Origin of the sequence: Halomonas sp. B23F22_10, assembly GCF_043496975.1 — a bacterium.
In the GTDB taxonomy this organism is placed as follows: domain Bacteria; phylum Pseudomonadota; class Gammaproteobacteria; order Pseudomonadales; family Halomonadaceae; genus Halomonas; species Halomonas smyrnensis.
This window is the reverse complement of record NZ_JBIEKF010000003.1, coordinates 354,600-379,876: the sequence shown is the minus strand read 5'-3', so window position 1 is coordinate 379,876 and position 25,277 is coordinate 354,600. Positions and strand designations below refer to the sequence as shown.

Here is a 25,277-nt window from a genome sequence, read left to right as displayed (position 1 = left end):
TCACAAGGAGATCCCATGCGTCTTTCGCCGACGACCCCCGCCCTGCCGCTGATCGCGCTGCCCCTGACCCTGGGCCTGGCGAGCCCGGCCCTCGCCGACGACGCGACCCTGGACATCGGCGTGCCCCCCTGGCCCGGGGTCACGGTCAAGAGCGAGATGGCAAGCCAGCTCCTCGCCCCGCTGGGCTACGAGACCCGCACCCACGACGTTGGCCTGCAGGTCGTCTACCAGGGGCTGGAGACCGGCGACATCGATGCCCTGCTCGGCGGCTGGATGCCGGCCCAGCAGAAGATGTTCGCTCCCCGCGAGGAAAGCGGGGTGATCGAGGGCCTGGTCAACAACGTCGAGGGCGCCCAGATGACGCTGGCGGTCCCGGACTACCTCCATGATCAGGGCATCACCAGCTTCGCCGACCTGGATGCCCATCGCGAGGCCTTCGACGGCAAGATCCATAGCTTCGGGGCCGGTTCCGCCGCCAGCGATAGGCTCTACCAGGCCATCGACGACGACGCCTGGGGACTGGGCGACTGGGAGGTGGTGGACACCAGCGTGATCGGCATGCTCGGCGCCGCCAGCAGCGCCATCGACCGCGAGGCGCCCATCGTCTGGGTCGGCTGGACGCCGCACTGGATGAATCTCGCGCTGCCGATGCGCTACCTCGACGATCCCAAGGATCTGTTCGGCGAGGACAACGGCGCGACCGACGTCCTGACCGTGCTGCGCAGCGACTACGGAGACGCCCATCCCAACCTGGAACGCTTCTTCGAGCAGTTCACCTTCGCCGCCGAGGAACAGAGCTGGATGATCCAGCAGTTCGGCGAGGAGGAGCGCGAGGTCGAGGCGGTCGCCCGGCAGTGGCTGCAGGAGCACCCCGAACGCGTTGCGGCCATGCTCGAGGGCGTGACCACCTCGGACGGTGACCCGGCCTGGCCGGCGGTGCAGGCCAGCCTCTGATGGCCCGGTGCAGACCGGCGGCCCGGTCCTTTGGCCGGCGCCGCCTCTGCCGTATGCTAGGGCGCGATATCCTTCAGGAAGCTCGCGCCCCATGTCCCGATCCCTCGGCCTCCTCACCGCCGTCCTGACCCTGCTCATCGCCCTGGGCCTGCTGTGGCAATGGCTGGCCATGCAGGACCTGCTCACCGTCGACAGCCTGCTGGCGCTGGCCAAGGGCTCGGTGGCCTGGCGCGACGCGCCCTGGGCGGTACTGGTGGTGATGGCGGTCTACGCCGGCGCCTCGCTGGTGATGTTCCCGCTGAGCCTGCTGGTGGCGCTGACGGGGCTGCTGTTCGGCCCCTGGTGGGGCTTCGGCTACGCGCTGGCCGGCACGCTCAGTGCCTCGGTGCTGACCTGGTGGGTGGGCCGCAAGCTGGGCCGCGATGCCCTGCTGCGCTACGGCGGACAGCGCCTCAAGGGCCTGTCGCGTTACCTCTCGGGGCGTGGCATCCGCACCATGACGCTGGTGAACCTGCTGCCGCTGGCGCCCTTCACCCTGACCAACATGATGGCCGGGGCCTTCCACCTGCGTTTTCGCGACTACATGATCGGCTCGACCCTGGGCATCCTGCCCGGGCTCGCCGGCGTGACGCTGCTCGGCAGCCAGCTCGGACAGCTGGCCGCCGCCGACAGCCGCCAGGACGTGGTCATGGCCCTCGGCGGGCTGGTGCTGGGCGCGGCGCTGCTCTACGGGCTCAAGCGCTGGGCCGATCGCCGCCGGCGGCGCTGACAGGCGCCGTCCCGGGGCATTGACGAAGGGGCCGCCGAGACGGACATTCCTGGCTCGGAAGGCGGCTTACTTGGAGGGCAGTTCGGGCTCGTCGGAACGGTTGCCGGGCCACCAGGAGGGCCGCTCCTGCTCCCACTCCTCCTGCACCAGGTGGCGCAGGATCCGCCCGCGATAGCGCAGCATCTGCCATTCGGCGCCCAGCCGGCCGCGCACGCGGTCCCAGCCGCCGTCGTCGGCGTGGGTGAAGGGCCCGCCGCTGGCGATCGCCCGCCGGTAGACGGCCAGGCAGCGCTCGGCGCAGAGCCGCTCGTCGTAGTCCGCGGCGGTGGCCAGGGCGCCGTGCTGCAGCGGCAGGCGCCGCACCGGGTCTCCGAGCGCGTCGAGGGCCGCCGCCATGGCCTCGGCGTCGTCCTCGGCCAGCAGCCGGCCGTTTTCCTCGTCCGCCACCACCTCCACCACACCCGGCGCTTCGACCGCCACCACCGGCAGGCCGGCGGCCATGGCCTCGGCCACCACCATGCCCTGGGTCTCGCTGTGGGAGGCGAAGGCGAAGACGTCCATGGCGTGATAGGCGTCGATCAGCGCCTGACCCTGCAGGCGGCCGGTGAAGTGGACGCGCTCGTCGACGCCCCACTCCTCGGCGACCATGGCCATGCCCTCGGCGGCGTCGCCGTCGCCGACCACCAGGAAGCGGGCCTCCGGCCGGGCGTCCAGCGTCCGGCACACGGCCTCGGCCAGGAACACCAGGTTCTTCTCGTGGGCCAGCCGCCCCAGATGGCCGATCACGTAGGCGCCCTCGGGAATGCCCTGCGCTTCCCGGCAGCCGGCCCCGTCGCCGCCGGTGAAGCGCGCCGTGTCCACGCCGCTCGGCACCACGCGGATCTCGGGATTGCCGTCGCGCGCCAGCAGCAGGTCGCGGATGCTCTCGCTGGGCGCGATCACGGCGTCGCACAGCCAGGTGTACTGGGTCGCCAGCGCCACGGCGAAGCGCTGCATGCGCGGCGAGTCGCCCGGCACGTAGTGGGTGTAGTGCTCGTAGAGGGTGTGGTGGGTGAACACCAGCGGCAGGCCGTAGGTCTCGGCGGCCCGGGCCGCGGTGTCGCCGAGCAGGAAGGGGTGATGCGTGTGCACCAGGTCGGGCTCGAAGGCCTCGATGGCGTCATACAGCTGGCCGGGAATCGGCACCGGCAGCGAGAAGTCGCTGCCGTTGAAGTGCTGGACCGCCGCCACCCGCACCACGTCGGCCTCGAAGTCCGGCTGTCCCTCCAGGCGCGGGGCCACCACCAGCACCTTGTGGCCGGTGGCCTGGAGCTGTCGCTTGAGTCGCTGCACGGACTCGCTGACGCCGCCGACGATGGGCAGATAGGTGTTGGTGAACATCAGCACATTCACGGTGGCGACTCTCCTTGCCTGGCTTGCGAAAGCACGTCCTGTGCCGGCACGCGTCCCGGCATCTCCTGCTCAAGATAGGCGATGAAGGCACGAATCCGCAGCGGGACGTGGCGGCGCCGATCATACACGGCATGGAAGTCCGCGCGCACGCCCTGCCACCCGGGCAGCAGTTCGACCAGCCGCCCCGCCGCCAGATCCTCGTGCACGTCCCACCAGGAGCGCAGGGCGATGCCCTGGCCGTCGCGGGCCAGGCCGCGGATCACCTCGCCGTCGTTGCTGGCCATGGGGCCGGTGACCTTCACCGCACGCTCCTCGCCGGGCGCCTCGCGGCGCTCGAAGCGCCACACCGCGTAGTCGCTGGCGATCTCGCGCAGCACCAGGCAGGCATGCCGGACCAGGTCGCCGGGCTCGCGCAGCGGCGGCATCGTCGCCACATAGCCCGGCGCCGCACACAGCACCCGCCGGCTGGCCAGGATGCGACGGGCCACCAGCCGCGAGTCCGGCGGCTCGCCGACCCGGATGCCGATGTCGATGCCCTGGTCGGCCAGCCCGAGCGGGAAGTTGGTCAGCTCGAGGCTCGCCTCCAGGCGCGGGTGCCGGGCGCGGAAGGCCGACAGCAGCGGTGCCACGTGGCGGCGCCCGAAGCCGAAGGTGGCGTTGATGCGCAGCGGCCCGGAGAGCTCGGCGCGATGGTCGCCGAGGGTCTCCTCGAGCTCCGTCAGGTCGTCGAGGATGGCCCCGCCGCGGGCCAGATAGCGCTCGCCCTCGGCGGTCAGCGTCAGGCGCCGGGTGGTGCGCGCCGCCAGCGAGACGCCCAGGCGCGCCTCGAGCCGCTGCAGGCGCTTGCTCACCGCCGACAGCGACAGCCCGAGCTCGCGGGCGGTGGCGGTCAGGCTGCCGGCCCGGGCGAGGCGCTGGAAGAAGGCCAGATCGTCGAGGGGCGTCACCGCATTCTCCACCTGAAATCAACAATGGCTTGAATGTTACCCCGATTATCTCCGCCCTGTCCGCCGCTAGACTGGGTGCAGGCTCATTCCAAGACAGGAGTTCCCATGACCCAGCGCATCGCCGTGCTCGCCGGTGACGGCATCGGCAAGGAAGTCATGCCCGAGGGCCTGCGCGCCCTGGAGGCCGCCGCCCGCCGCTTCGACCTCGACCTGACCTTCGAGGCCTTCGACTTCGCCAGCTGCGACTACTACCTCGAGCACGGCCAGATGCTGCCCGACGACTGGCACTCGACCCTGGTCGCCTTCGACGCCCTCTACTACGGCGCCATCGGCTGGCCCGAGACGGTGCCGGACCACGTCTCGCTGTGGGGCTCGCTGCTCAAGTTCCGCCGCGAGTTCGACCAGTACGTCAACCTGCGGCCGTGCCGCCTGCTGCCGGGCATCGAGAGCCCGCTGGCCGGGCGCAAACCGGGCGACATCGACTTCTACGTGGTACGCGAGAACACCGAGGGCGAGTACTCCAGCGTCGGCGGCACCATGTTCGAGGGCACCGAGCGCGAGGTGGTGATCCAGGAGACGGTGATGACCCGCACCGGGGTCGACCGGGTGCTGAAGTACGCCTTCGACCTGGCCCAGACCCGCCCACGCAAGAAGCTGACCTCGGCCACCAAGTCCAACGGCATCGCCATCACCATGCCCTGGTGGGACAGGCGCGTCGCCGCCATGGGCGAGCGCTACCCGGAGGTGGAGGTCGACCAGTTCCACATCGACATCCTCACCGCCAACTTCGTGCTGCACCCGGACTGGTTCGACGTGGTGGTGGCCAGCAACCTGTTCGGCGACATCCTCTCCGACCTGGGCCCGGCCTGCACCGGCACCATCGGCGTCGCGCCCTCGGCCAACATCAACCCCGAGGGCACCTTCCCGAGCCTGTTCGAGCCGGTCCACGGCAGCGCCCCGGACATCGCCGGGCGCGGCATCGCCAACCCCATCGGCCAGATCTGGTCCGGCGCCATGATGCTCGAGCACCTGGGCCACCCGGAGGCCGGCGCGGCCATCCTCGCCGCCATCGAGGCGGTGCTCGCCGAGGGCGACGCCGCGACGCTGACGCCGGACCTCAAGGGCCGCGGCACCACCGAGGAGCTGGGCCGCGCCATCGCCGAGCGCATCGCCGCCGACGCCTGAACGACGACGCCCCGCATGGAGCGGGGCGCCAGAAGAGCGAGGCGATGGCCGACTAGCCGGCCAGCTTCGCCGCGATGCCGGCCACGTGCTCGCCCTGGAAGCGCGCCAGCTCGAGCTCGGTATCGCTCGGCTGGCGCGAGCCGTCGCCGCCGGCCAGGGTGGCGGCACCATAGGGCGAGCCACCCTTGACCTCGGAGATGTCGAACTGCGCCTCGATGCCATAGCCCAGCGGCACGATCACCATGCCGTGGTGGGCCAGGGTCGGCCACACGCTGAGCACGGTGGACTCGTTGCCGCCGCCGGTGCCGGTGGATGTGAAGACGCTGGCCACCTTGCCGCGCAGCGCCCCCTTGGCCCACAGGCCGCCGGTCTGGTCGAAGAAGGTGCGCATCTGGCCGGACATGTTGCCGAAGCGGGTGGGCGTGCCGACGATCAGCGCATCGTAGTCGGCCAGCTCCTGGGGGCTCGCCTCGGGGGTATCGAAGGTCTGGCCGCCGGCCTTGGCAAACGCCTCGGTGCCCATGGTCTCGGGCACCCGCTTGAGGTCGACCTCGACGCCGTCGACCCGGCCGGCCCCCTCGGCCACGGCCCGGGCCAGGGTGTCGACGTGGCCGTACATCGAGTGATAGAGCACCAGTACCTTGGTCATGAATCTGCCTCCCGCGAAGGAATGTCCTGCGCGTCCAGGGCACGAGGGTGTCGCGAACGCGCCCCCTGCAGTCTAGACATCCCTCGGCGATCTGCGCCTGGTGGCGTCGCCGGATCGCGCTTATGCTGGCCGCAACGCACTCGACACGGAGGTCCCGATGCCCCATCCCACCCGTCACTGCCCCGCGCCCGACGCGCATCCGCTCGCCATGCCCCGCGCCCGGGCGCTGCTCGGCGCCGCCCTGCTGCCGCTCGGGCTCGCCGCCTGCACCGGCGTGCCCCAGGGCACCCAGCCGGTCGACGGCTTCGACGCCGAGCGCTATCTGGGCCGCTGGTACGAGGTCGCCCGCTTCGATCACTCCTTCGAGGAGGGCCTGGACTGCGTCACCGCCGACTACGCCCGCCGCGACGACGGCGGCATCCGGGTGATCAACCGCGGCGTCGACCTGGACGCCGGCGAGGTCGACGTCGCCGAGGGCAAGGCCTATCCGATCGGCGAGCCCGGCCAGGGCCGTCTCAAGGTCAGCTTCTTCGGCCCCTTCTACGCCGGCTACAACGTGCTGGCGCTGGCCGACGACTACGACTGGGCGCTGGTCGCCGGCCCCGACCGCGACTACCTGTGGATGCTCTCGCGCACCCCCGAGCTGGCGTCGGACACCTACCGCGACCTGGTCGAGCGCGCCGAGGCGCTGGACTTCCCGGTGGACGAGCTGATCGAGGTGGAACAGGGCGAGGCCGCCTGCGCGCCCTGGCGCCGCGAGAGCTGATCGCGCGCCACGCGAAAATGTACAACATACGTTTGTCGTAGTTACACATTCACGCACTTCACGTCATCCTCATGGACGCACTCCGAACCCCACACGTGCTTCACATGAGGTGACACATGACGATAGGACGCCGTCAGTTCCTGGCCGGGACCGCCGCCTTGACCGCCGCGGCGGGCTCGCCCTCGCTGTTCGCCCGCGCCGAGCCGCCCGCGCGCTATCCCAACGACTGCTGGCAGGTGCTCGACGAGCGCTTCGAGCGCTACATGCTGTTCAACTCGCCGCTGGAGCGGATCTGGAGCGGCGGGCTGTGGCTCGAGGGGCCGGCCTGGAACGCCGTGGGCCGCTACGCGGTGTTCAGCGACATTCCCCGCGCCCGCCAGATGCGCTGGGACGAGGCCAGCAACACGGTCAGCGTGCTGCGCCACGAGGTCGGCCACTCCAACGGCCACGCCTTCGACGACCGCGGCCGGCTGATGGCCTGCGAGCACTCCCCGGCCCGGGTGGTGCGCTATGAGTGGGACGGCGGCGTGACCGTGCTGGCCGACGGCTGGCAGGGCAAGCGCCTCAACGCGCCCAACGACCTGGTCACCCTGCCCGGCGGCGGCGTCATCTTCACCGACCCCGGGTACGGCGCCCACGTGGACTACGAGGGCCACAAGCGCGAGCTGGAACTCGAGCCAGCGGTCTACTACGTCGACGACACCCTGGACGAGCCACGGCGCCTGACCACCGCACCCTACAAGCCCAACGGCATCGCCCTGAGCCCGGACCGGCGCACGCTCTACGTCACCGACACCGCGCCCTCGCACCATCCCGACCAGCCCGCCGCCATCTTCCGCTTCACGCTCGCCGAGGACGGCACGGCCGTCTCCGAGGGCGAGCGCCTGCTCGAGGGCCAGGGCGAGGGCTACGACGGCATGGCCGTGGACGAGGACGGCAACCTCTGGGTGGGCACCTCCGGCGGCGAGGGCAAGGACGGCGTCAGCATCTTCACCGCCGAGGGCGAGCGCCTCGGCCGCATCCTGCTGCCCGAGGTCTGCGCCAACGTCTGCTTCACCGGCGAGGACCGCAACCGGCTGATGATGACCGCCAGCCGCTCCGTCTACACCCTCTACACCGGCGCCCGCGGCGCCTGATCCCGCCCCGCCACGCGGCTCGAGGCGCGTGCGGCGCGCCATTCATCCGGCGCCCGCCCCCGATGGCCGGGCGCCGGCTTTTCACTCAGGCACCGGCTCTTTCATCAAATCGACAGCCGGCCTTGCGGCGGCCGGCGCGGCACCGGAAGGTAGGGTCAGACTCCGTCTCCACAACGACATAACAAGGATTCTGCCCCATGCCCCGCATCACGCTGCCCGAGGCCTGTCCGGCCGCCGCCGGCCGCCCGCCGATCTCGCGAGGTCGACATGCTGGCTGAGTGGCTGTCCCTCACCCTGGACGGGGCCGCCGCCGCCCCCGAGGGCGAGCTGCCCGGCGGCCGCTACCGCATCCACGGCCCCGGCCTGCTCGAGCTCCTGCCCGCCTCGCCGTCGCCCACGGCTCCGGCGCTGGTGCTCTCCGCCGGCATCCACGGCAACGAGACCGCGCCCATCGAGCTGGTCGGCGACCTGCTGGCACGGCTGGAGGCCGGACGGCTCACGCCGGCCAGCCCGACGCTGGTGATCCTCGGCAACCTCGAGGCCATCCGCGCCGGCAGCCGCTTCGTCGAGACCAACCTCAACCGGCTGTTCCGCCGCGACCTCGGCGCCGAGGGCCATGAAGCGGACCGCGCCCGCGAGCTGATGGCCGCGGTGGACGCCTTCTTCGCGCACCACAGCGGGCGCCGCCGGATCCACCACGACCTGCACACCGCGATCCGCGACAGCCAGTATCCGCGCTTCGCCGTGGAGCCGTTCGCCGAGGCCGCCACGCCCGACGAGCAGTGGCGCTGGCTGGCGGGTGCCGACATCCAGGCGGTGCTCCACCAGCACACCCACAGCTGGACCTTCTCCCACTATTCGAAGCACTACCACGGCGCGGCGGCCTTCACCCTGGAGCTCGGCCGCGCCCTGCCCTTCGGCGAGAACGACCTGGCGCCCCTGGCGCCCATGGGCGCGCTGCTCGCGGCGTTGATCGAGAACCGCCTCCCGGCGGAACGCCCGACGGCCGACATGGCCTTCTTCCGCGTCGAACACGAGCTCAAGCGCCACGCCGAGGACTTCCGGCTGTGCTTCGCCGACGACACGCCCAACTTCACCGAGTTCGCCCCCGGCACCCGGCTGGCCGAGGATGCGATCGACGGCCCCTTCACGGTCGGCGAGGCGCCGCTGCGGGTGGTGTTCCCCAACGCCGCCGTCGAGATCGGTGCTCGCGCCGCCCTGCTGGTCAGCGCGGTCGCAGCGCCGGACGAGAGCGACTGAGCGGCACGGCAGTCTGGCAGGATGCCAGCTGACTATCGGACCAAGGTCGAACGAGCGCAGAGGCAAGAAGGCCTGCCGTTCACGGTCGAGACTGGTAGAATCGCCCCCTTTTTCACGCCGGACCGTCTCGAACGGTCTCTGGGGCCCTGCCCGAAGTCGCGTCGCCGGTGCGATTTCCGGCAGCGCCCAGGTGATCCCTTCGAACTGGAGCCTTTTCCATGGCCGACACCCCGATTCCGCTGGAAGTGCGCAACATCAAGAAGCGCTTCGGCGACAACGACGTCCTCAAGGGGCTCTCCCTGCAGGCCCACAAGGGCGACGTCATCACCCTGATCGGAGCCTCCGGCTCCGGCAAGAGCACCTTCCTGCGCTGCATGAACCTGCTCGAGCAGCCCGACGAGGGCGAGCTGATCGTCCACGGCGGGACGATCCGCTTCAAGGAGACCAAGCACGGCCGCGAGCCGGCGGACTGGAAGCAGGTCGTGGCCATGCGCGCCCGGCTCTCCATGGTGTTCCAGAGCTTCAACCTGTGGGCCCACATGACGCTGCTGGAAAACGTCATCGAGGCCCCGGTGCAGGTGCTCGGCAAGTCGAAGCAGGACGCCATCAAGCACGCCCGCGAGCTGCTCGAGCGGGTCGGCCTGGGCGAGCGCGCCGACTACTATCCGGCCCAACTCTCCGGCGGCCAGCAGCAGCGCGGCGCCATCGCCCGGGCGCTGGCCATGGACCCGGAGGTGATGCTGTTCGACGAGCCGACCTCGGCGCTCGACCCGGAGCTGGTCGGCGACGTGCTCAAGGTCATGCGCGACCTGGCCGAGGAGGGCCGCACCATGATCGTGGTCACCCACGAGATGGCCTTCGCCCGCGACGTCTCCACCCAGGTCGTCTACCTGCACCAGGGCCAGGTCGAGGAAGCCGGACCGCCCGAGCAGGTGCTGGGCAATCCGCGCTCCGAGCGTCTCAAGCAGTTCCTGGCACCCAAGCACTAAGGCGCCCGCACGAGGAGATCACCCATGATCGATCTGCACGGCTACGGCCCGCGCCTGTTCGAAGGCGCCCTGATCACCGTCGAGCTGGCGGTGCTGTCGCTGCTCCTGGCCATCGTGCTGGGGCTCACCACCGCCAGCGCCAAGATGTCCCGCCACTGGGGCCTGCGCCAGCTCGGCACCCTCTATACCACCGTCATCCGCGGCGTGCCGGACCTGGTGCTGATGATGCTGCTGTTCTTCGGCGGCCAGATCGGCATCAACATGGTCACCGACTGGCTCTACTACCAGTTCGACGTCGACATCTTCATCAACGTCAACGAGTTCGTGGCCGGCGTGGTCACCATCGGCCTGATCTTCGGCGCCTACATGGGCGAGACCTTCCGCGGCGCCTTCATGGCCGTGGACAGCGGCCAGATCGAGGCCGGCCGCGCCTACGGCATGCGCCCCTGGCTGGTGTTCCGCCGCATCCGCTTCCCGCAGATGATGCGCCACGCCCTGCCCGGCCTGTCCAACAACTGGATGGTGCTGCTCAAGACCACCGCCCTGGTCTCGGTGATCGGCCTGTCGGACATGGTCCGCGTCGCTTCCGAGGCCTCCAAGGCGACTCGCGAGCCCTTCACCTTCATGATCATCGTCGCGGCCGTCTATCTGCTGATCGCCAGCGTCTCCGAATGGGGCTTCGCCCGCCTGCAGAAGCGCTATGACATCGGCTACGGGGAGGCGAACTGATGGACGCCCTGATGAACTGGCTCGAGGCCCGGCTGGCCGACAACAGCATCTTTACCCTGCAGACGCTCGGCTACTACGGCGACGGCCTGGTCACCACCGTGCAGCTGGTGTTCCTGTCGCTGATCATCGGCGTGGTGCTGGCGGTGCCGCTGGCCATCGGCCGCGGTTCGAAGAAGGCCTGGGTGCGCCTGCCGATCTTCTTCTACTGCTACGTGTTCCGCGGCACCCCGCTGCTGGTGCAGCTCTACCTGATCTACTACGGGGTGGTGTTCGTCGAGGGCATCCAGGAGACCTGGCTGTGGGTGATCCTCGAGAAGCCCTTCGTGCCGGCGCTGATCGCCTTCACCCTGAACACCGGGGCCTACACCACCGAGATCTTCCGCGGCGCGATCAAGTCCACGCCCAGGGGCGAGATCGAGGCGGCCCGGGCCTACGGCATGTCCTGGGGACTGATGATGCGACGCATCGTGCTGCCCAGCGCCTTCCGCCGCGCCCTGCCGGCCTACGGCAACGAGGTGATCTTCATGCTCCACGCCAGCGCCATCGCCAGCGTGGTGACGCTGATGGACCTCACCGGCGCGGCCCGCTTCGTCTACGCCCGCTTCTACGCGCCCTTCGACGCCTTCCTGTTCGTGGCGGCGATCTACCTGTGCCTGACCTTCTCGATCATCTTCTTCTTCCGTCGACTGGAGAATCGGCTGCTCGCGCACCTCAAGCCGGCGGGCCACTGAGACAAGCGTCAAACGAACGTTGGGAACCAACGTTCGTTCCCGAGCTTTCGACCCGCCCGACCTTCCGCTAAGGTGGGCGGGTCATCCCGCAATCGCCGCCCACATGGCGGACCATCAACAACAAGGGGAGTCCCTCCATGAAGTTTCAGAAGATCCTGAGCCTCGGCGTGCTGAGCGCCGCCATGATCGCCGGCACCGCCAGTGCCGACGTCCGCGACATCCGCATCGGCGTCGACGTGCCCTACGAGCCGATGGAATTCCGCACCCCGGACGGCGAGCTGACCGGCTTCGACATCGACCTGGGCAATGCCCTGTGCGCCGAGATCGGCATCCAGTGCGAGTGGGTCGTCCAGGGCTGGGACGGCATCATTCCCGGGCTGAAGGCGCGCAAGTACGACGCCATCATGTCCTCGATGACCATCAACGAGCAGCGTCGCGAGCAGGTGCTGTTTTCCGATCCCTACATCACCCCGCCCTCCGCCTGGTTCGCCCCGGCTGACAGCGAGATCACCACGCCCGACACCGAGTCCCTGGACGGCAAGTCCATCGGCGTGCAGCGCGGCACCCTGCAGGACAACTACGTCACCGACATGTACGGCGACGTGGCCGACGTGAACCGCTACGCCACCGCCGACGACATGGTGCTGGACATGGATGCCGGCCGCCTGGACATCGCCTTCCTCGATTTCCCGATCGGCAAGTCCACCCTGATCGACAGCGAGGCCGGCGACTACAAGACCGTCGGCGAGACGATCAGCGAGCCGGTGGAATACTTCGGCGAAGGCTTCGGCATCGCCTTCCGCCAGCGTGACGGCGAGCTGGCCGAGGCCTTCAACGAGGCGCTCTCCACGCTCAAGGCCAACGGCACCTACGACGAGATCGAGGCCAAGTACTTCAGTGAATAAGGTCTTCAGCGAGTAAGGTCTTCGACGAGCAGGCGCCGGGACACACCGGACGCCAGGCTCCGAAACGCCAGCGGCCCCGACACTGTCGGGGCCGCTGGCGTTTCGGAGGGATATCCTCCCGCACCAACCGTATTCAAAGTCGGGGATGCACCCCCGCCACGTGGTCACCGTCGGCCGAGGCGTTGGCCACGGCGTCTTCCGGCGGGTGCGCCAGGGCATCGAGGATCCCGCACTCGGCGGCGGAATGTTGCCCCTGGCAGCGCGCGCGTAGGGCCTGCAGGGCGCCTTCCAGGGCCTGAAGCTGGGCGATGCGGGCGGCCACGTGATCGAGGTGGGCGTCGATCAGCGCGTCGGCCTCGTGGCAGGGTCGGTCGGGATGATCGTGGCAGTCCAGCAGCGCGCGGATCTCGTCGAGCGTCATGTCCAGCGCCCGGCAGTGGCGGATGAAGGCCAGCCGTTCGACGTGAGCCTCGCCGTAGAGGCGATAGTTGGCCTCGCTGCGGGCGGGTTCGGGCAGCAGCCCCTCGCGCTCGTAGTAGCGGATGGTGACGACGCGGCAGTCGGTGCGCCGCGCCAGCTCGCCGATCTTCATGAACAGGCTCCGATAAGGGCGTGGTCGGTCGTGACACTTCCTATAGTGACTATAGGCATTGCATGAGACAAGCCGACATCAACAGCTTTCACACCGATGCCGGTCGGCGACACCCTGTGCAGAAAATCGACAAGGCACCGCCAAGCCTCGAACTCGCTCGCCTGGCGCCGGTCATCGATAGGGTCACCCACCACAGGAGATCGCGATGTCCCTCGCCGCCAACGCCGATGCCAGCATCGCCCGCCCCTCCTCGGCCTGGACGGGCTGGGGCCAGTGGCTGGCGCTGATCACCATGACCCTCGATCACCTGTCGCGCTACGCGGTGCCCGAGGCCTGGGGGCTGGGCTGGATCGACTCCTCGCTGGGGCGCATCGCCTTCCCGCTGTTCGCCGCCATGGTCGCCTGGCACGGGCTGTTCAACACCCGCGATCCGCTGCGTTACGCCCGGCGCGTGCTGGTGATCGGCCTGGTCGCCCAGCTGCCCTATGCCCTGATGCCCCGCGACATCGACGGCCTGATCCTCAATATCTGCTTCACGCTGTCGCTGGGCCTGATCGGCGGTGCCTGGCTTCTGAGCCTGCCGGCACGGCGGGCGCGCGATCTCGCCGCCTGGCGGCTGACCGCCGAGACGCTGGCCGCCCTGGCGGTGTGGGCGCTGGCGGGCCGGGTCGTGGAGTATGGTCATCTGGGCCTGCTGATGATCCCGCTCTACATGCTGGCCATGCAGCGCCTGCACGCGGCCGGGGGGACGGCGGGCGAGCGCCTGCTCGGGCTCGTGTCGGCGCTGCCGGTGGTGGTCACCGCCGGGCTGATGAACAGCTCCGAGATGGCCAAGGCCTTCACCGTCGCCACCTGCCTGGCGGTCCTGCTGCTGGCCGCCGGCGCCCACCGGCTCTCGCCCCGGGTGCCGTGCTCGATGCCGCGCCGCCTGTGGCTGGCCTGGTATCCCGCCCACTTCGCGGCCATCGCGCTATGGCTGGCTATCGCCACCTGAGCCGGCCTCGCCGGCGATGACGCCGACCGCCTCCAGCACCGCGCCCGGCGAGGGTCCGGCCCGCAGCATTCGACCTCGCGGTGGCAGGCCCCGATGTCTCGACCGGCCTTCAGGGCATGCCAGCCCGCGAAGGCGCGCCGAGGCGGATCAAGCAAGCGGCTCGCGGCTGGTGCCCTCGGCCCGGCACTCGACGAGGAACACCTTGAACGCCTGCCACAGCAGGCTGCGATAGCGGTCGGGGTGCCACACCAGCGAGAAGGTGCGGCGCAGCACCAGGGCACTGTCGAGCGCCACCAGCTCGCCGCGCTCGAGCTCGCCGGCCACGCTCAGCGCCGACAGGCAGCCGAGGCCCAGGCCCGCCAGCACCGCCTGCTTGATCGCCTCGTGCTGACCCAGCGCCATGCGCACCCGGGGCGTCAGGCCCAGGTCGCGCATGGCCTGCTCGAACACCTCGCGGGTGCCGGAGCCTGGCTCGCGCAGGATCCAGCCGGCCTCGGACAGATCGCCGTCCTCGAGGCCGCCGCCGCTCGCCAGCGGGTGGCCGGGCGCGGCCACCACCACCAACCGGTCCTCGCACCAGGGTTCGCTGACCAGCGCCGGCTCGCGGCACTCGCCCTCGATCAGGCCCAGATCCGCCTCCAGCCGCAGCACGTCGCCGACCACCTCGTGGGTGTTGCGCAGCCCCAGGCGCAGCTCGGCGTGTGGATGCGCCTCGCTGAAGCGCCCCACCAGGCCGGGCAACAGGTAGGTGCCCACGGTGGCGCTGGCCGAGATGCCGAGCGTGCCGCGCAGTTCGCCTTCCGGTTCCCTAGCCGCGGCGACGAAGCCGGCCAGGCCGTCGAGCAACTCCTCGGCCCGTGGCAGCAGGCTCCGCCCGAGGTCGTTGAGTACCAGCCGACGGCCCGGGCGCTCGAACAGCGCCATGCCGAGCTGGCGTTCCAGGTCGGAGAGCGCCTGGCTGGTGGCCGACTGGGACAGCGCCAGTTCGGCGGCGGCACCGCTCACCGTGCCGCGCCGGGCCACGGCGGCGAAGACCTGGAGCTGGCGAAAGCTGACCTGTGGCGTCATATCGGTTTTTCCGAAAAGCAGGTTCGTTATTAGCTGATAACCAAAATCGCTATTAGCGCATAGCATGGCCGTCACCCACAACATCCCGGAGCGTGACCCATGTGGCAAGGCCTCGTCCTCTGTACCCTGCTGACCGCCGGCGGTACCGCCCTTTCCCGGCTGCCGATGCTCGCCGAGAGCGGGGTGAGCCCGTTGGTGATGGCCCTGCTGCTGGGCATCGTGGCCGGCAACCTGCCCCTGCCCCGGCGCCTGTCTCGCCACCTGAGCCTGGCCGGCCCGGGGCTCGCCTTCGCCACCCGCCGACTGCTGCGCGGCGGCATCGTGCTGTTCGGCCTCTCGCTGACGCTGCAGCAGGTCATCGGCCTGGGGCCGAAGGTGCTGCTGCTGGACGCGCTGGTCATCGGCGCGGTGCTGGTGACCGGCTACCTGATCGGTACCCGGTGGCTGGGGCTCGACCGCGAGACCACCCTGTTGACCAGCGCCGGTAGCGCGATCTGCGGCGCCGCCGCGGTGCTGGCCACCGAGTCGACCATTCGCTCGCGTCCCGCCGCGACCTCCATGGCGGTGGCCACGGTGGTGCTGTTCGGCTCGCTGGCGATGCTGGTCTACCCCCTGCTCTACCCGCTGCTGGGCATGGATGAACAGCTGTTCGGCATCTATATCGGCGCGACCATCCACGAGGTCGCCCAGGTGGTCGCCGCCGGCGAGGCGGTGGGCACCGATGCCCTGGCCAACGCGGTGATCGTCAAGCTGGTTCGGGTGATGCTGCTGGTGCCCTTCCTGCTGATCGTCGGCCAATGGTGGCTGCGCCGCCACGCGGCCTCAGGCGCCGAGGGCAAGGCCCGCCTGGTGATTCCCTGGTTCGCCTTCGGCTTCATGGCCATGGTGGTCTTCAACAGCGTCGTGCCCCTGCCCGCCGCGCTCCATGTGGCCCTGGTGCAGCTCGGCCAGCTGGCCCTGACCATGGCCATGGCCGCACTGGGCTTTGAGACACGCCTGGAGAAGCTCAAGGCGTTGGGCATCAAGCCCTTCATCCTGGCCCTGATCCTGTTTGCGCTGCTGGTGAGCGGTGGCGGCCTGGCCAGCTGGCTGCTGATGGGCTGACCGGCGGGGACGCTCGACGGCGCTTGACTCATCGCCATCACGCAGAAGGCCGCGCCCGAGGGCGCGGCCTTCTCCTTTCGGCCGATGAGGCGAGGCCTCACTCGAAGCTGAAGCGCGGCGCCGGGGCGTCGGGCAGCAGGGCCGCGCAGGCGCGGACCTTCTCCAGCAGCGCATCAAAGGTCGGCGCCACCAGGTTGACGTGGGCCAGCTTGCGCCCGGGGCGCTCGCCCTTGTCGTAGCGATGCAGGTGGGCGTCGTCGATCTCGAGCAGCTTCGCCGCCTCGCCCTCGCGGCCGATCACGTTGACCATGCAGGTCGGCGCGCGGGCCGCGGTGCTGCCCAGCGGCAGACCCTGGATGGCGCGCAGGTGGTTCTCGAACTGGCTGGTCACCGCGCCGTCCTGGGTCCAGTGGCCGGAGTTGTGCACCCGGGGCGCCATTTCGTTGGCCAGCAGGCCGCCGTCACGGGTCTGGAACAGCTCCAGGGTCAGCACGCCGACATAGTCGAGCTCGTCGAGCAGCGCCCGAATGTAGCCGTCGGCGGTCTGCTGGACGGCGTCGTCCAGGTCCGGCATCGGCGCGACCGAATAGCGCAGGATGCCGTCGACGTGGACGTTCTCGGCCATCGGATAGAACACCACCTCGCCGTCGCGGCCGCGCACGGCGATGATCGACACCTCGCGCACGAAATCGACGAAGGCCTCGACGATCAGCCGCGGGTGGTTGATCGAGCGCCAGGCCTCGGCGGCATCGGCCGGGTCCTTGATCACCGCCTGGCCCTTGCCGTCGTAGCCCTCGGTGACGGACTTGGCGACCACCGGCGTGCCCAGCTCGCGCACCGCGGCCTCCAGCGCCTCGGCGCTGTCCACCAGCCGATAGGCCGGGGTCGGGATGGCCAGCCGATCGAACAGCGCCTTCTCCTCGGCGCGGTGCTGGCAGACGCGGATCGCCTCGCTGCCGGGATAGACCGGCTTGCGCTCCTCGATCGCCTGGACCAGCGGCACCGGCAGGTGCTCGAACTCGTAGGTGACCAGATCGACCTTCTCGAGGAAGCGCTCGAGGTGCTTCTGATCCCCCTCTTTATCGAGGTTCAGCACCATGACGTCACCGATGCCCGCGCTGGGGTTGCCGGTGGTGTCGAGGAAGGTGAAGCGGTTGGCCAGCGGGTAGCCCGCCAGGGCCAGCATCCGGCCGAGCTGGCCGGCTCCGAGTACGCCGATGTTCATCGTGGTTGCCTCGCTCGTCACTCGCGATCAGGGAAGGGGGCGCGGGTCGGGATTGTCCAGCACCGTCTGGGTCTGCTCGGCGCGGAAGGCCTCCACGGCCTCGCGCACCTCGCCGTCCTGCAGGCCGACGATCTGGGACGCCATCAGGCCGGCGTTGGTGGCGCCGGCCTTGCCGATGGCCAGGGTGCCCACGGCGATGCCGCCGGGCATCTGCACGATCGACAGCAGCGAATCCAGCCCCTTGAGGGCCTTGGACTCCACCGGCACGCCGAGCACCGGCAGCGCGGTCTGGGAGGCCACCATGCCGGGCAGGTGGGCCGCCCCGCCGGCACCGGCGATGATGACCTGCAGGCCGCGCTCGGCGGCGGACTTGGCGTAGTCGAACAGCAGGTCCGGGGTGCGGTGGGCCGAGACGACGCGGGTCTCGTAGGGCACGCCGAGGCGCTCGAGCATGGTCACCGCATGCTCCATGACCGGCCAGTCGGACTTCGACCCCATGATCACGCCGACCCGCGGCGTCTCCTTCGATGCTGTCATCCTGGGCTCCTGAAAAACGGGAATGACACCACCTCGCAGCCGATGCCGCGGGCGGATGATGAAAATTGGAAGCCCACTATTCTAACAGAGCCGCGCCTCGCCGACCTCTCCCACAGCGCCGGGAAAGGGGGCGATCGCGGCAGGAGGTCCCGATGCGCATCGTTCCCTTGCGGCACGCCCGTCGCCACCAGGCGACAGCGGGTTTCAACCTTCCTGCAGATTGACTTGTTAGGGTGATGATCGAAGCGGTCGACAGGGACGCGACCACACACCCCCTCACGGCACACGTGTTGAAGGAGACCGAACATGAAGCGTCAACTTTTCATTGCGGCAGCCCTGACCGGCACCCTGGCGCTGGCCGGCTGTGACCAGGCCGACGACAGCGAACAGAACGCGGCCAATACCGCCACCCAGACCGAACAGACGACCGCTGGCGAACAGGTCCAGACCGACCAGCAGCAGGCCAGCAGGACCCTCGAGGGCGTGATGGAGTTCGTCGCCACCGATACGCCGCTGCCGGACGACGCGCAAGTGAAGGTCAGCTTGCTCGACGTGGCCCGGGCCGACGCGCCGGCCACCACCATCAGCGAGACCACGGTCGACGTGACCGGCAACGACCCGGTCGAGTTCAGCCTCGACTACCCGACCGCCCAGGTCGACCCGGGCCATGCCCACGCCGTGCGCGCCGAGATTCGCGACGACGACGGCAACCTGCTGTGGACCAGCCCGCAGCGCCATCAGGTCGAGGTCGGCCCGGACGCCGAGCAGGCGCCGATCACCGTGAGCCTGGAGCCGGTGGCCAGCCAGGGCTCCATCGCCGGCCAGGCGCTGGAGGACACCGAGAACGCCGCGGACCAGGCCGGCGATGCCGTGGCCGACACCACCGGTGATGCCGTCGAGGCTGCCGGCGATGCCGCCGACGCGACTCAGGACGCCGCCGGCGATGCGGTCGACGCCACCCGGGACGCCGCCGGCGATGCCGCCGAGGCGACCGAGGAGACCGCCGAGGACGCCGCCGCCGCGAGCGAAGAGGCCGCCGAGGAGGCCCACGAAGAGGTGGAGGAAATGATGGAGGACGACTCCCAGTCGGCTCAATAAGCCATCGCGCTCCATGACACGGCCCCGCCCGGATCGCCCGGGCGGGGCCGTCTGTCGTCTGGCCGTGTCTCCGGCCGCAGGGGAAGCCCTCAACCGGCCACGGCGGCCTCCCGCCTGCTAGCGACCCAGTTCCCGACCAGCGCCAGCACCATCACCGCCGCGCCGGCGGCCTCGGCGATCAGGCTCGGGTAGAAGACCCCGACGATGGCCGGCAGCAGCACCAGCCGCACCGGCGTCGACATGCGCGTGAACAGGTAGCCCTCCAGCGCCGCGGCGAAGGCGGCCAGGGCCAGGAAGGCCGTCAGCGTGGTCCAGGCCAGCAGCGGCAGCGGGCCGCCCATGATGATCTCCGGATTGAAGACCATGAACAGCGGGATCAGGTAGAGCCCCTTGGCGAACTTCCAGGCCTGGAAACCGGTATCCATCGGCTTGGCCCCGGCGATCGCCGCCCCGGCGAAGCCCGCCAGCGCGATGGGCGGGGTGACGTTGGAATCCTGGGAGTACCAGAACACCACCAGATGGGCGATCAGCAGCGGCACGCCGAACTCCGAGGTCAGCGCCGGCCCCACCAGCACGATCAGCACGATGTAGCTGGCGGTCACCGGCAGCCCCATGCCCAGCACCAGGCTGGCCAGCAGCACCATCACCAGCGCCAGCAGCAGGTTGCCGTCGGAGAACGCCATCATCATGGCCGAGAACTTGAGCCCCAGCCCGGTGAGGCCCACCACCCCGACGATGATGCCGGCCACGGCGCAGGCCATGGACACCGCCACGGCGTTGCGCGCGCCGAGCTCCAGGCCCTCGATCACCTTGAGCCCGCCGAGCTTCAGCGCCTGGACCAGCGCCGCCCCGGTGACCGGCTCGCCGCGCCTGGGCGCGACGAAGCAGAACCACACCGCGAAGCGCAGTGCCGCCACCGCCAGCATGGTAAGGATGGCGTAGTAGCCCACCCGCATCGGCGACATGTTCATCACCAGCAGCCACACCAGCACCGCCAGCGGCAGCAGGAAGTGCCAGCCGGCGCCCATCACGTCGCGCAGCTGCGGCAGCTCGCTTCTGGCCATGCCCTGCATGCCCTGCTTGAGGGCGATGATGTGCACGAACAGGTAGACGGTGCCGAAGTACATGATCGCCGGCAGGATGCTGACCTTGACCACGTCCAGGTAGGGCATCCGGGTGTACTCGGCGATCAGGAAGGCGCCGGCGCCCATCAGCGGCGGCATGATCTGGCCGCCGGTGGAGGCCGCCGCCTCGATGCCGCCGGCCTGGTGGGGCTTGTACCCCAGGCGCTTCATCAGCGGGATGGTGAAGGCGCCGGTGGTCACCACGTTGGCGATGGCGCTGCCGGAGATCGAGCCCATGCCGGCCGAGGCGATCACCGCCGCCTTGGCCGGCCCGCCGCGCTGGCGGCCGGTGGCGGCGTAGGCCAGGTCGATGAAGAACTTGCCGGCGCCGGTGATCTCGAGGAAGGCGCCGAACAGCACGAAGATGAAGATATAGGTGGCGGCCACGCCCATGGGCAGCCCGAAGATGCCCTCCTGCCCCAGGTAGAGCTGGCCGACCAGGCGATCCAGCCCGTAGCCGCGGTGCTCGAGGATGCCGGGCAGCCATTCGCCCAGCCAGGGCAGCTCGCCGCGGGGGCCGGAGAAGGCGTAGAGGATCGCCAGCACGCCGATCACCGTCATGCCGAGCCCCACCGCCCGTCGGCTGGCTTCCAGCACGGTGACGGTGGCGATGATGCCGACCGTGATGTCGGTCTGGCTCCAGAAGCCGGCGCGATTGATGATCTCGTCGAGATACAGCGCCATGTAGCCGCCGGTGATCACCGCCCCGGCGAAGAACGCCAGGTCGATCGCCCCGCCCAGGGGGCCCCGCCCGTGCCGGGCGCCGAACACCGGAAACATCAGGAACGCCAGCATCATGATCAGCGCCAGGTGGATGCTGCGCTGGTAGAACAGCCCCAGCGGCTCGATGCCGGCGGAGTAGAGCTGGAACAGCGACAGCGCCACGGCCACCAGGCTGATCAGCCACAGCACCGGGCGCGAGTGTGGCGCCTGGCTGCCGGGGACAATGGGGGATGCACCCGCTTCGCTCATGGGCGTGTCTCTCTTGTTGCAGTGGGATGGAAGCAAGCCGTTGCTCGACGCTGCGGGTCGTTCCTCATCGGGCGCCCCCGTCGTCGGGCGTCGCGGCCTCCAGGGCCAGCGTCACCCGCTCGTTGGCGGCGAGCCCACTCAGGCTCACGACCATCGGCGACTCGGCCGCCTCGGGATATCCCTCGCCGGCGGCGCAGTCCCGGGCGTTCGCCAGCAGGGTCGCCAGACTCGTGCCCTCGGGACGGCTGACCAGGCGATGATCGACACGCGGCGACCCGACCCGGAGCCGATAGGCATCGCCGGGCACCGGCTCGTCGATGGCCTCGATCCAGTAGCCGCCGTGGCCGTCGGAGACCTGGCGGCCGCGGCCGGGAATGTGGTCGAGGCCGGCGGCGAAGTCCGGCAGGTGGCTGCGCGTGAGCACCATGTGCCCGGCAACGTTGCGATAGCAGTCGAGGACGGTGAAGCCCTCCACCGAATGGTTCCAGGCCAGGCACCAGCCCTCGCCTTCCGGCATCGGCAGGCGAACCAGCGGCCGGTGCTCGGCGTCGCGGACCGTCAGCGCATGGCCGGGGCAGCCGGCCAGCGCCGGCGGCGCCAGCCCGCCGAGCAGCAGCGCCAGCGGCAGGGCCTTTGCCAGGGACCGCCACGACGACGGGGCGAGCCTGACGGCTCGCCCCGGGGTCATCGAACACCTCATCGCGGCGCCCCTCAGGGACGCTGACGGTCGGCGATCTCGGCGCCGACTTCCTCGTAGTAGCGCAGCGCGCCGGGATGGAAGGCGATCGGCGTGGACTCGACGCTGAACTCGACGGTGGTGTCGTTGGCCGCCGGATGGATGGCGATCAGCTGGTCGGTGTGCTCGAACAGCGTCTGGGTGATCCGGTAGGCCAGCTCCTCATCCATCTCGCTGCTCACCGCCAGCACGTTGGGGATGCCGATGGTCTGCACCGCCTCCTCCATGCCCTCATAGAGGCCGGTCTTGAGTTCATAGGCGGCGAACACCGGTTCCTCGGCCTGGGCGTTGGCGATCTCCTCGTCGGAGAGGCCGACCAGGCGGATGTCGCGGGTAGTGGCCAGGTTCATGATCGAGCTGGTGGGCGGCCCCACGCTCCAGAAGCCGGCGTCGATGTCGCCGTCGCGGATGGCGTCGGCGGTCTCGTTGAAGTTGAGGCGGCGGGCGTCGATGTCGTCATAGGTGATGCCGTTGGCCTCCAGCAGGGTGCTGGCGTTGATCTCGGTGCCGCTGCCCGGGGCGCCCACCGAGACGATCTTGCCCTCGAGATCGGAGAGCGACTCGATGCCGGAATCGGCCATGGTCACGATCTGCACGGCGTTGGGGTAGATCGATGCCAGGGCGCGGATGTTCTCGAGCTGGCGGCCCTCGAAGTCGCCGGTGCCGTTGTAGGCCTGGTAGACGGTGTCGGCCAGCGCCAGCGCCAGGTCGGAGTCGCCGCGCCAGACCAGCCCCATGTTCTCCACCGAGGCGCCGGTGACCTCGGCCACGGCGTCATAGCCCTCGACGTGCTCGTTGATCAGCTCGGCGAGGCCGCCGCCGTAGGGATAGTAGGTGCCGCCGGTGCCGCCGGTGGCGATGGACAGCTGCTGCTGGGCCAGGGCCGCGGGGGCCGCCACCAGCAGAGTGGCGGCGAGGGCCGTCTTGAGTGCGCGCATGAAGCCTCCTGCAGACGATGCGAGGGAATTGTTGTGCTTGTTCGAGCGATGCCGGCTCGGTCGATAACTGGCCGGCGCGCCTGGAAAAACGCTAGCAGGCCCCGCGCGTCGGGGCCACACCACCAACGTCGATACGGCGACGACTTTAGCGCTTCCTGCGCGCGGGCCGGGGCCCGCTCTTCAACGCCGTCTTCACTCGCCGACCAGCTCCTTCACCTTGGCGACGATATGCGCACCGATCGGCAGCGCCGAGGTGGCCGCCGGCGACGGCGCGTTGCCCACGTTCACCGTGCGCGGCGTGTTGACGAACAGGAAGTCGTCGATAAGCCGGCCATCCCGCGACACCGCCTGGGCGCGCACCCCGGCCGGATAGGGCTCCAGGTCCTCGAGGGTCAGGCTCGGGCAGTACTTGCGCACCAGCTCGAGATAGCCGCGCTTGTGCAGCGAGTTCTTCATCTCCACGAGCCCCGGGCGCAGGTTCCTGCCCAGCACCCGCAGGATGCCGGGATCGGTGAACATGCGCGCCAGGTCGACCGGCGAGACGTCGCGCCGGCGGTAGCCCTCGCGCTTGAACGCCAGCACGGCGTTGGGCCCCACGGTGACCGAGCCGTCGATCATGCGCGTCAGGTGCACGCCGAGAAACGGCATCGACGGGTCCGGGATCGGGTAGATCAGGTGATTGACGATGGCGTTGTGCCGCTCGGGCAGCCGGTAGTACTCGCCGCGGAAGGGGCAGATGGTGAAGCCCGGATCGCGGCCCAGCATGCGCACCACCCGGTCGGCCATCAGCCCCGAGCAGGTCACGAGATAGCGCCCGCGGAACTCGCCGGCGGCGGTCGTCACTACCACCTCCTGGCGCCGCTCCTCTAGCCCTTCGACCTCGGCGCCGTAGCGGATCTCGCCGCCCAGGCGCTCGAACTCGGCAGCCATGGCGCGGGTCACGGCGCGATAGTCGACGATGCCGCTGGAGGGCACGAAGATGCCGCCGACGCCGGTGATGTTGGGTTCGCGCTCGGCCAGTGCCTCCGGGCCCAGCCACTCGCGCTCCAGGCCATTGGCCTCGGTGCGCTCCCACAGCGCCTGCATGCGCTGCATCTCCAGGTCGTTGGTGGCCACCAGCAGCTTGCCGCAGCTGTCGTAGGGAATCTCGTGGGCGTCGCAGAAGGCCTTGGTGGCGCGGTTGCCCTCCAGGCAGAAGCGCGCCTTGAGGCTGCCCGGGGTGTAGTAGACCCCGGCATGGATCACGCCGCTGTTGTGGCCGGTCTGGTGGCAGGCCGGCTCACTCTCCTTCTCCAGCACCAGCATCCGGCGGTCCGGATAGGCCTGCTGGAGCTGCATGGCGGTGGACATGCCGAGAATGCCGCCGCCGATGATGATGAAATCGTACATGCCGTCCTCGTTCCTGCTGTAGGGGCGTCCATTAGGCGCGTTTTCCGGAGCCCTCGATAGGCCCCGGGAGCGGCCCGTGGCCCGCGGCGTCTTCAACGCTGACGCTAGCGGCGCAGCGTGGCGGCGTGAGTGAAGTAACCGCGCTGGCGCATCAGCTCGCGGCGAAGCTCAGGGTGCGACGTGAAACGATCCCGGCCGTGCAGCCAGAAGTGGTTGTTGATCAAAAGGAAGCTGCCCACCGGATTGGGCACCGAGAGGATCCCCGCGCTGCCCTCCAGCGACGCGGAGAGATCGCACAGCCAGTTGCCCTCCTCGAAGTCCTTCGGCTGCACGAACTGGTCGATGTAGGACATGACCGGCCGCCCCTCGCGATCCACGTCGAACACCGGATGGAAGACATCCGCGGCGACCTTCTTGCTCGGCGGCGCCGCCCAGCGCATCTCGCGGTGCGCCAGCGGATGGCGATAGAAGCGCTCCAGCCCCTCCCAGTCGTCCAGGTGCAGCAGCAGCGAATCGCCGCCCTGCATGTGCTGCTCGTCGATCTTCATCATCAGCACGTAGTCGGTGTCCTGCTCGACGAAGGTGCCGTCGTTGTGCAGCTCCATCACCCGATGCGGCTGGCGCAGGTAGCTGTCGGACTCGTCGACGTTCCTGACCACGAAGCGCGCATAGAACTGGCCGCTCATGGCATCGAAGTTGGAACGCCCCATCAGGTGCGCCACGGCGGTGGCGAACTTGACCATCTCCTCGGCCTGAGCGACGTCGTCCAGGCCCTCGGGCACCACCTGCAGCCCGCCGGTGGCGCGATCCACCAGGGTATTGATCAGCACCGGCTGCAGGGTGTTGCCGCACAGGTCATCGAGGATCTTCGCCACCCGGAAGCGCAGCATCGACTTGTACTCCAGCGCCTGCACCGGCCACTCGGCCACGGCCTCGACGAAGGCCTCGACGACCTCGCGGGAGAAGGTCATCTGCAGCAGGCGCGGCGACTGCGCCGACGGCGTCAGGGTGAAGCCCTGCGGATCGGCGGGCAGCGGCATGGCGAGTGCGGGAATCCGGGTCAGCGCGGTCATCGGGGTCTCCAGGGG

25 protein-coding genes are annotated in these 25,277 nt (G+C 69.8%); 13 read left to right on the top strand and 12 right to left on the bottom strand.

Annotation, left to right across the window (positions count from 1 at the left end; all coding sequences use genetic code 11):
• The first annotated feature begins 15 nt into the window (after positions 1-15).
• Together ACGTNF_RS08900 and ACGTNF_RS08895 are read left to right on the top strand one after the other, a co-directional pair.
• Positions 16-954 carry a glycine betaine ABC transporter substrate-binding protein gene (locus tag ACGTNF_RS08900; protein ID WP_394601386.1) on the top strand — a complete coding sequence of 313 codons (939 nt, stop codon included), beginning with the start codon at positions 16-18 and terminating at the stop codon, positions 952-954.
• A 91-nt stretch (positions 955-1,045) separates the two neighbouring features.
• Positions 1,046-1,723 (top strand): TVP38/TMEM64 family protein, encoded by a 678-nt coding sequence (locus tag ACGTNF_RS08895; RefSeq protein WP_394601385.1) that lies wholly within the window; start codon positions 1,046-1,048, stop codon positions 1,721-1,723.
• A gap of 66 nt (positions 1,724-1,789) precedes the next feature.
• Here ACGTNF_RS08895 and ACGTNF_RS08890 read toward each other — a convergent pair whose 3' ends face one another.
• Together ACGTNF_RS08890 and ACGTNF_RS08885 are read right to left on the bottom strand one after the other, a co-directional pair.
• Positions 1,790-3,115 (bottom strand): glycosyltransferase, encoded by a 1,326-nt coding sequence (locus tag ACGTNF_RS08890; RefSeq protein WP_394601384.1) that lies wholly within the window; start codon positions 3,113-3,115, stop codon positions 1,790-1,792.
• A complete protein-coding gene (locus ACGTNF_RS08885; RefSeq protein ID WP_394601383.1) occupies positions 3,112-4,062 on the bottom strand; it encodes a LysR family transcriptional regulator in 951 nt (316 codons plus the stop codon). The genes ACGTNF_RS08890 and ACGTNF_RS08885 overlap by 4 nt, the downstream gene beginning before the upstream one ends.
• Before the next feature lie 105 nt (positions 4,063-4,167).
• Between ACGTNF_RS08885 and ACGTNF_RS08880 the strand changes: the two genes are divergently transcribed.
• Positions 4,168-5,247: a tartrate dehydrogenase gene (locus ACGTNF_RS08880; protein ID WP_394601382.1), complete on the top strand. Its 1,080-nt coding sequence runs from the start codon at positions 4,168-4,170 to the stop codon at positions 5,245-5,247.
• Positions 5,248-5,299: 52 nt separating this feature from the next.
• On the opposite strand, the gene wrbA is transcribed toward ACGTNF_RS08880, so the two are convergent.
• Entirely contained in the window at positions 5,300-5,896 is a 597-nt protein-coding gene (gene wrbA / locus ACGTNF_RS08875) for an NAD(P)H:quinone oxidoreductase (RefSeq protein ID WP_394601381.1), read from the bottom strand.
• A 157-nt stretch (positions 5,897-6,053) separates the two neighbouring features.
• Here wrbA and ACGTNF_RS08870 point away from each other — a divergent pair, with 157 nt between their 5' ends.
• From ACGTNF_RS08870 to ACGTNF_RS08840, 7 genes are all read left to right on the top strand, one after another.
• Positions 6,054-6,662 carry a lipocalin family protein gene (locus ACGTNF_RS08870; RefSeq protein WP_444875011.1) on the top strand — a complete coding sequence of 203 codons (609 nt, stop codon included), beginning with the start codon at positions 6,054-6,056 and terminating at the stop codon, positions 6,660-6,662.
• Positions 6,663-6,778: 116 nt separating this feature from the next.
• Positions 6,779-7,798 carry an SMP-30/gluconolactonase/LRE family protein gene (locus ACGTNF_RS08865; protein ID WP_394601380.1) on the top strand — a complete coding sequence of 340 codons (1,020 nt, stop codon included), beginning with the start codon at positions 6,779-6,781 and terminating at the stop codon, positions 7,796-7,798.
• 267 nt (positions 7,799-8,065) lie between these two features.
• The gene (locus ACGTNF_RS08860; protein ID WP_394601379.1) at positions 8,066-9,058 is read left to right on the top strand and encodes a succinylglutamate desuccinylase; all 993 of its coding nucleotides are present in this window, start codon (positions 8,066-8,068) and stop codon (positions 9,056-9,058) included.
• 218 nt (positions 9,059-9,276) lie between these two features.
• On the top strand, positions 9,277-10,047 hold the full coding sequence (locus ACGTNF_RS08855) for an ABC transporter ATP-binding protein (RefSeq protein ID WP_394601378.1): 771 nt from the start codon (positions 9,277-9,279) through the stop codon (positions 10,045-10,047).
• A 24-nt stretch (positions 10,048-10,071) separates the two neighbouring features.
• Positions 10,072-10,776: an ABC transporter permease gene (locus ACGTNF_RS08850; protein ID WP_394601377.1), complete on the top strand. Its 705-nt coding sequence runs from the start codon at positions 10,072-10,074 to the stop codon at positions 10,774-10,776.
• Positions 10,776-11,507, top strand: coding sequence for an ABC transporter permease (locus tag ACGTNF_RS08845; RefSeq protein WP_152478120.1), 732 nt, complete (start codon positions 10,776-10,778; stop codon positions 11,505-11,507). The genes ACGTNF_RS08850 and ACGTNF_RS08845 overlap by 1 nt, the downstream gene beginning before the upstream one ends.
• Positions 11,508-11,644: 137 nt before the next feature.
• Positions 11,645-12,412: a transporter substrate-binding domain-containing protein gene (locus ACGTNF_RS08840; protein ID WP_394601376.1), complete on the top strand. Its 768-nt coding sequence runs from the start codon at positions 11,645-11,647 to the stop codon at positions 12,410-12,412.
• A gap of 133 nt (positions 12,413-12,545) precedes the next feature.
• Here the strand turns inward: ACGTNF_RS08840 and cadR are convergent, their stop codons facing one another.
• Complete coding sequence (gene cadR / locus ACGTNF_RS08835; RefSeq protein ID WP_016855804.1) at positions 12,546-13,004, bottom strand: Cd(II)/Pb(II)-responsive transcriptional regulator; 459 nt, start codon at positions 13,002-13,004, stop codon at positions 12,546-12,548.
• 205 nt (positions 13,005-13,209) lie between these two features.
• On the opposite strand from cadR, the gene ACGTNF_RS08830 reads away from it, so the two are divergent.
• On the top strand, positions 13,210-13,998 hold the full coding sequence (locus ACGTNF_RS08830) for a TraX family protein (RefSeq protein ID WP_394601375.1): 789 nt from the start codon (positions 13,210-13,212) through the stop codon (positions 13,996-13,998).
• A 147-nt stretch (positions 13,999-14,145) separates the two neighbouring features.
• Here the strand turns inward: ACGTNF_RS08830 and ACGTNF_RS08825 are convergent, their stop codons facing one another.
• Positions 14,146-15,066, bottom strand: a complete 921-nt coding sequence (locus tag ACGTNF_RS08825; RefSeq protein WP_394601374.1) for a LysR substrate-binding domain-containing protein — start codon at positions 15,064-15,066, stop codon at positions 14,146-14,148.
• 99 nt (positions 15,067-15,165) lie between these two features.
• Between ACGTNF_RS08825 and ACGTNF_RS08820 the strand changes: the two genes are divergently transcribed.
• A complete protein-coding gene (locus ACGTNF_RS08820; RefSeq protein ID WP_394601373.1) occupies positions 15,166-16,170 on the top strand; it encodes a YeiH family protein in 1,005 nt (334 codons plus the stop codon).
• Between the two features lie 97 nt (positions 16,171-16,267).
• Here ACGTNF_RS08820 and ACGTNF_RS08815 read toward each other — a convergent pair whose 3' ends face one another.
• A complete protein-coding gene (locus ACGTNF_RS08815; RefSeq protein WP_394601372.1) occupies positions 16,268-17,395 on the bottom strand; it encodes a 5-(carboxyamino)imidazole ribonucleotide synthase in 1,128 nt (375 codons plus the stop codon).
• Between the two features lie 27 nt (positions 17,396-17,422).
• A complete protein-coding gene (gene purE / locus ACGTNF_RS08810) occupies positions 17,423-17,932 on the bottom strand; it encodes a 5-(carboxyamino)imidazole ribonucleotide mutase (protein WP_016855809.1) in 510 nt (169 codons plus the stop codon).
• Positions 17,933-18,238: 306 nt separating this feature from the next.
• Between purE and ACGTNF_RS08805 the strand changes: the two genes are divergently transcribed.
• Positions 18,239-19,030: a YbaY family lipoprotein gene (locus ACGTNF_RS08805; RefSeq protein WP_394601371.1), complete on the top strand. Its 792-nt coding sequence runs from the start codon at positions 18,239-18,241 to the stop codon at positions 19,028-19,030.
• Positions 19,031-19,119: 89 nt separating this feature from the next.
• On the opposite strand, the gene ACGTNF_RS08800 is transcribed toward ACGTNF_RS08805, so the two are convergent.
• The 5 genes from ACGTNF_RS08800 to glaH all read right to left on the bottom strand — a co-directional run bounded on the left by ACGTNF_RS08800 (position 19,120) and on the right by glaH (position 25,262).
• Positions 19,120-21,126, bottom strand: a complete 2,007-nt coding sequence (locus ACGTNF_RS08800) for a TRAP transporter permease (RefSeq protein WP_394601370.1) — start codon at positions 21,124-21,126, stop codon at positions 19,120-19,122.
• Positions 21,127-21,190: 64 nt separating this feature from the next.
• A complete protein-coding gene (locus tag ACGTNF_RS08795; RefSeq protein WP_394601369.1) occupies positions 21,191-21,814 on the bottom strand; it encodes a DUF1850 domain-containing protein in 624 nt (207 codons plus the stop codon).
• A gap of 23 nt (positions 21,815-21,837) precedes the next feature.
• Positions 21,838-22,800 (bottom strand): TAXI family TRAP transporter solute-binding subunit, encoded by a 963-nt coding sequence (locus tag ACGTNF_RS08790; protein ID WP_394601368.1) that lies wholly within the window; start codon positions 22,798-22,800, stop codon positions 21,838-21,840.
• Positions 22,801-22,992: 192 nt separating this feature from the next.
• On the bottom strand, positions 22,993-24,189 hold the full coding sequence (gene lhgD, locus ACGTNF_RS08785; protein WP_394601367.1) for an L-2-hydroxyglutarate dehydrogenase: 1,197 nt from the start codon (positions 24,187-24,189) through the stop codon (positions 22,993-22,995).
• A 104-nt stretch (positions 24,190-24,293) separates the two neighbouring features.
• Positions 24,294-25,262 carry a glutarate dioxygenase GlaH gene (gene glaH, locus ACGTNF_RS08780; protein WP_394601366.1) on the bottom strand — a complete coding sequence of 323 codons (969 nt, stop codon included), beginning with the start codon at positions 25,260-25,262 and terminating at the stop codon, positions 24,294-24,296.
• Positions 25,263-25,277: the final 15 nt, after the last annotated feature.

Bases quoted from the DNA above. Each gene is read 5' to 3' on its own strand.
- ACGTNF_RS08830 (WP_394601375.1), top strand. From the start codon at position 13,210: ATGTCCCTCGCCGCCAACGCCGATGCCAGCATCGCCCGCCCCTCCTCG.
- ACGTNF_RS08815 (WP_394601372.1), bottom strand. From the start codon at position 17,395: ATGAACATCGGCGTACTCGGAGCCGGCCAGCTCGGCCGGATGCTGGCC.
- ACGTNF_RS08870 (WP_444875011.1), top strand. From the start codon at position 6,054: ATGCCCCATCCCACCCGTCACTGCCCCGCGCCCGACGCGCATCCGCTC.
- ACGTNF_RS08825 (WP_394601374.1), bottom strand. From the start codon at position 15,066: ATGACGCCACAGGTCAGCTTTCGCCAGCTCCAGGTCTTCGCCGCCGTG.
- ACGTNF_RS08895 (WP_394601385.1), top strand. From the start codon at position 1,046: ATGTCCCGATCCCTCGGCCTCCTCACCGCCGTCCTGACCCTGCTCATC.
- ACGTNF_RS08900 (WP_394601386.1), top strand. From the start codon at position 16: ATGCGTCTTTCGCCGACGACCCCCGCCCTGCCGCTGATCGCGCTGCCC.
- ACGTNF_RS08790 (WP_394601368.1), bottom strand. From the start codon at position 22,800: ATGCGCGCACTCAAGACGGCCCTCGCCGCCACTCTGCTGGTGGCGGCC.
- ACGTNF_RS08850 (WP_394601377.1), top strand. From the start codon at position 10,072: ATGATCGATCTGCACGGCTACGGCCCGCGCCTGTTCGAAGGCGCCCTG.
- ACGTNF_RS08865 (WP_394601380.1), top strand. From the start codon at position 6,779: ATGACGATAGGACGCCGTCAGTTCCTGGCCGGGACCGCCGCCTTGACC.
- glaH (WP_394601366.1), bottom strand. From the start codon at position 25,262: ATGACCGCGCTGACCCGGATTCCCGCACTCGCCATGCCGCTGCCCGCC.
- lhgD (WP_394601367.1), bottom strand. From the start codon at position 24,189: ATGTACGATTTCATCATCATCGGCGGCGGCATTCTCGGCATGTCCACC.
- ACGTNF_RS08805 (WP_394601371.1), top strand. From the start codon at position 18,239: ATGAAGCGTCAACTTTTCATTGCGGCAGCCCTGACCGGCACCCTGGCG.
- ACGTNF_RS08795 (WP_394601369.1), bottom strand. From the start codon at position 21,814: ATGACCCCGGGGCGAGCCGTCAGGCTCGCCCCGTCGTCGTGGCGGTCC.
- ACGTNF_RS08880 (WP_394601382.1), top strand. From the start codon at position 4,168: ATGACCCAGCGCATCGCCGTGCTCGCCGGTGACGGCATCGGCAAGGAA.
- ACGTNF_RS08800 (WP_394601370.1), bottom strand. From the start codon at position 21,126: ATGAGCGAAGCGGGTGCATCCCCCATTGTCCCCGGCAGCCAGGCGCCA.
- ACGTNF_RS08845 (WP_152478120.1), top strand. From the start codon at position 10,776: ATGGACGCCCTGATGAACTGGCTCGAGGCCCGGCTGGCCGACAACAGC.
- ACGTNF_RS08860 (WP_394601379.1), top strand. From the start codon at position 8,066: ATGCTGGCTGAGTGGCTGTCCCTCACCCTGGACGGGGCCGCCGCCGCC.
- ACGTNF_RS08840 (WP_394601376.1), top strand. From the start codon at position 11,645: ATGAAGTTTCAGAAGATCCTGAGCCTCGGCGTGCTGAGCGCCGCCATG.
- purE (WP_016855809.1), bottom strand. From the start codon at position 17,932: ATGACAGCATCGAAGGAGACGCCGCGGGTCGGCGTGATCATGGGGTCG.
- ACGTNF_RS08820 (WP_394601373.1), top strand. From the start codon at position 15,166: ATGTGGCAAGGCCTCGTCCTCTGTACCCTGCTGACCGCCGGCGGTACC.
- ACGTNF_RS08855 (WP_394601378.1), top strand. From the start codon at position 9,277: ATGGCCGACACCCCGATTCCGCTGGAAGTGCGCAACATCAAGAAGCGC.
- wrbA (WP_394601381.1), bottom strand. From the start codon at position 5,896: ATGACCAAGGTACTGGTGCTCTATCACTCGATGTACGGCCACGTCGAC.
- cadR (WP_016855804.1), bottom strand. From the start codon at position 13,004: ATGAAGATCGGCGAGCTGGCGCGGCGCACCGACTGCCGCGTCGTCACC.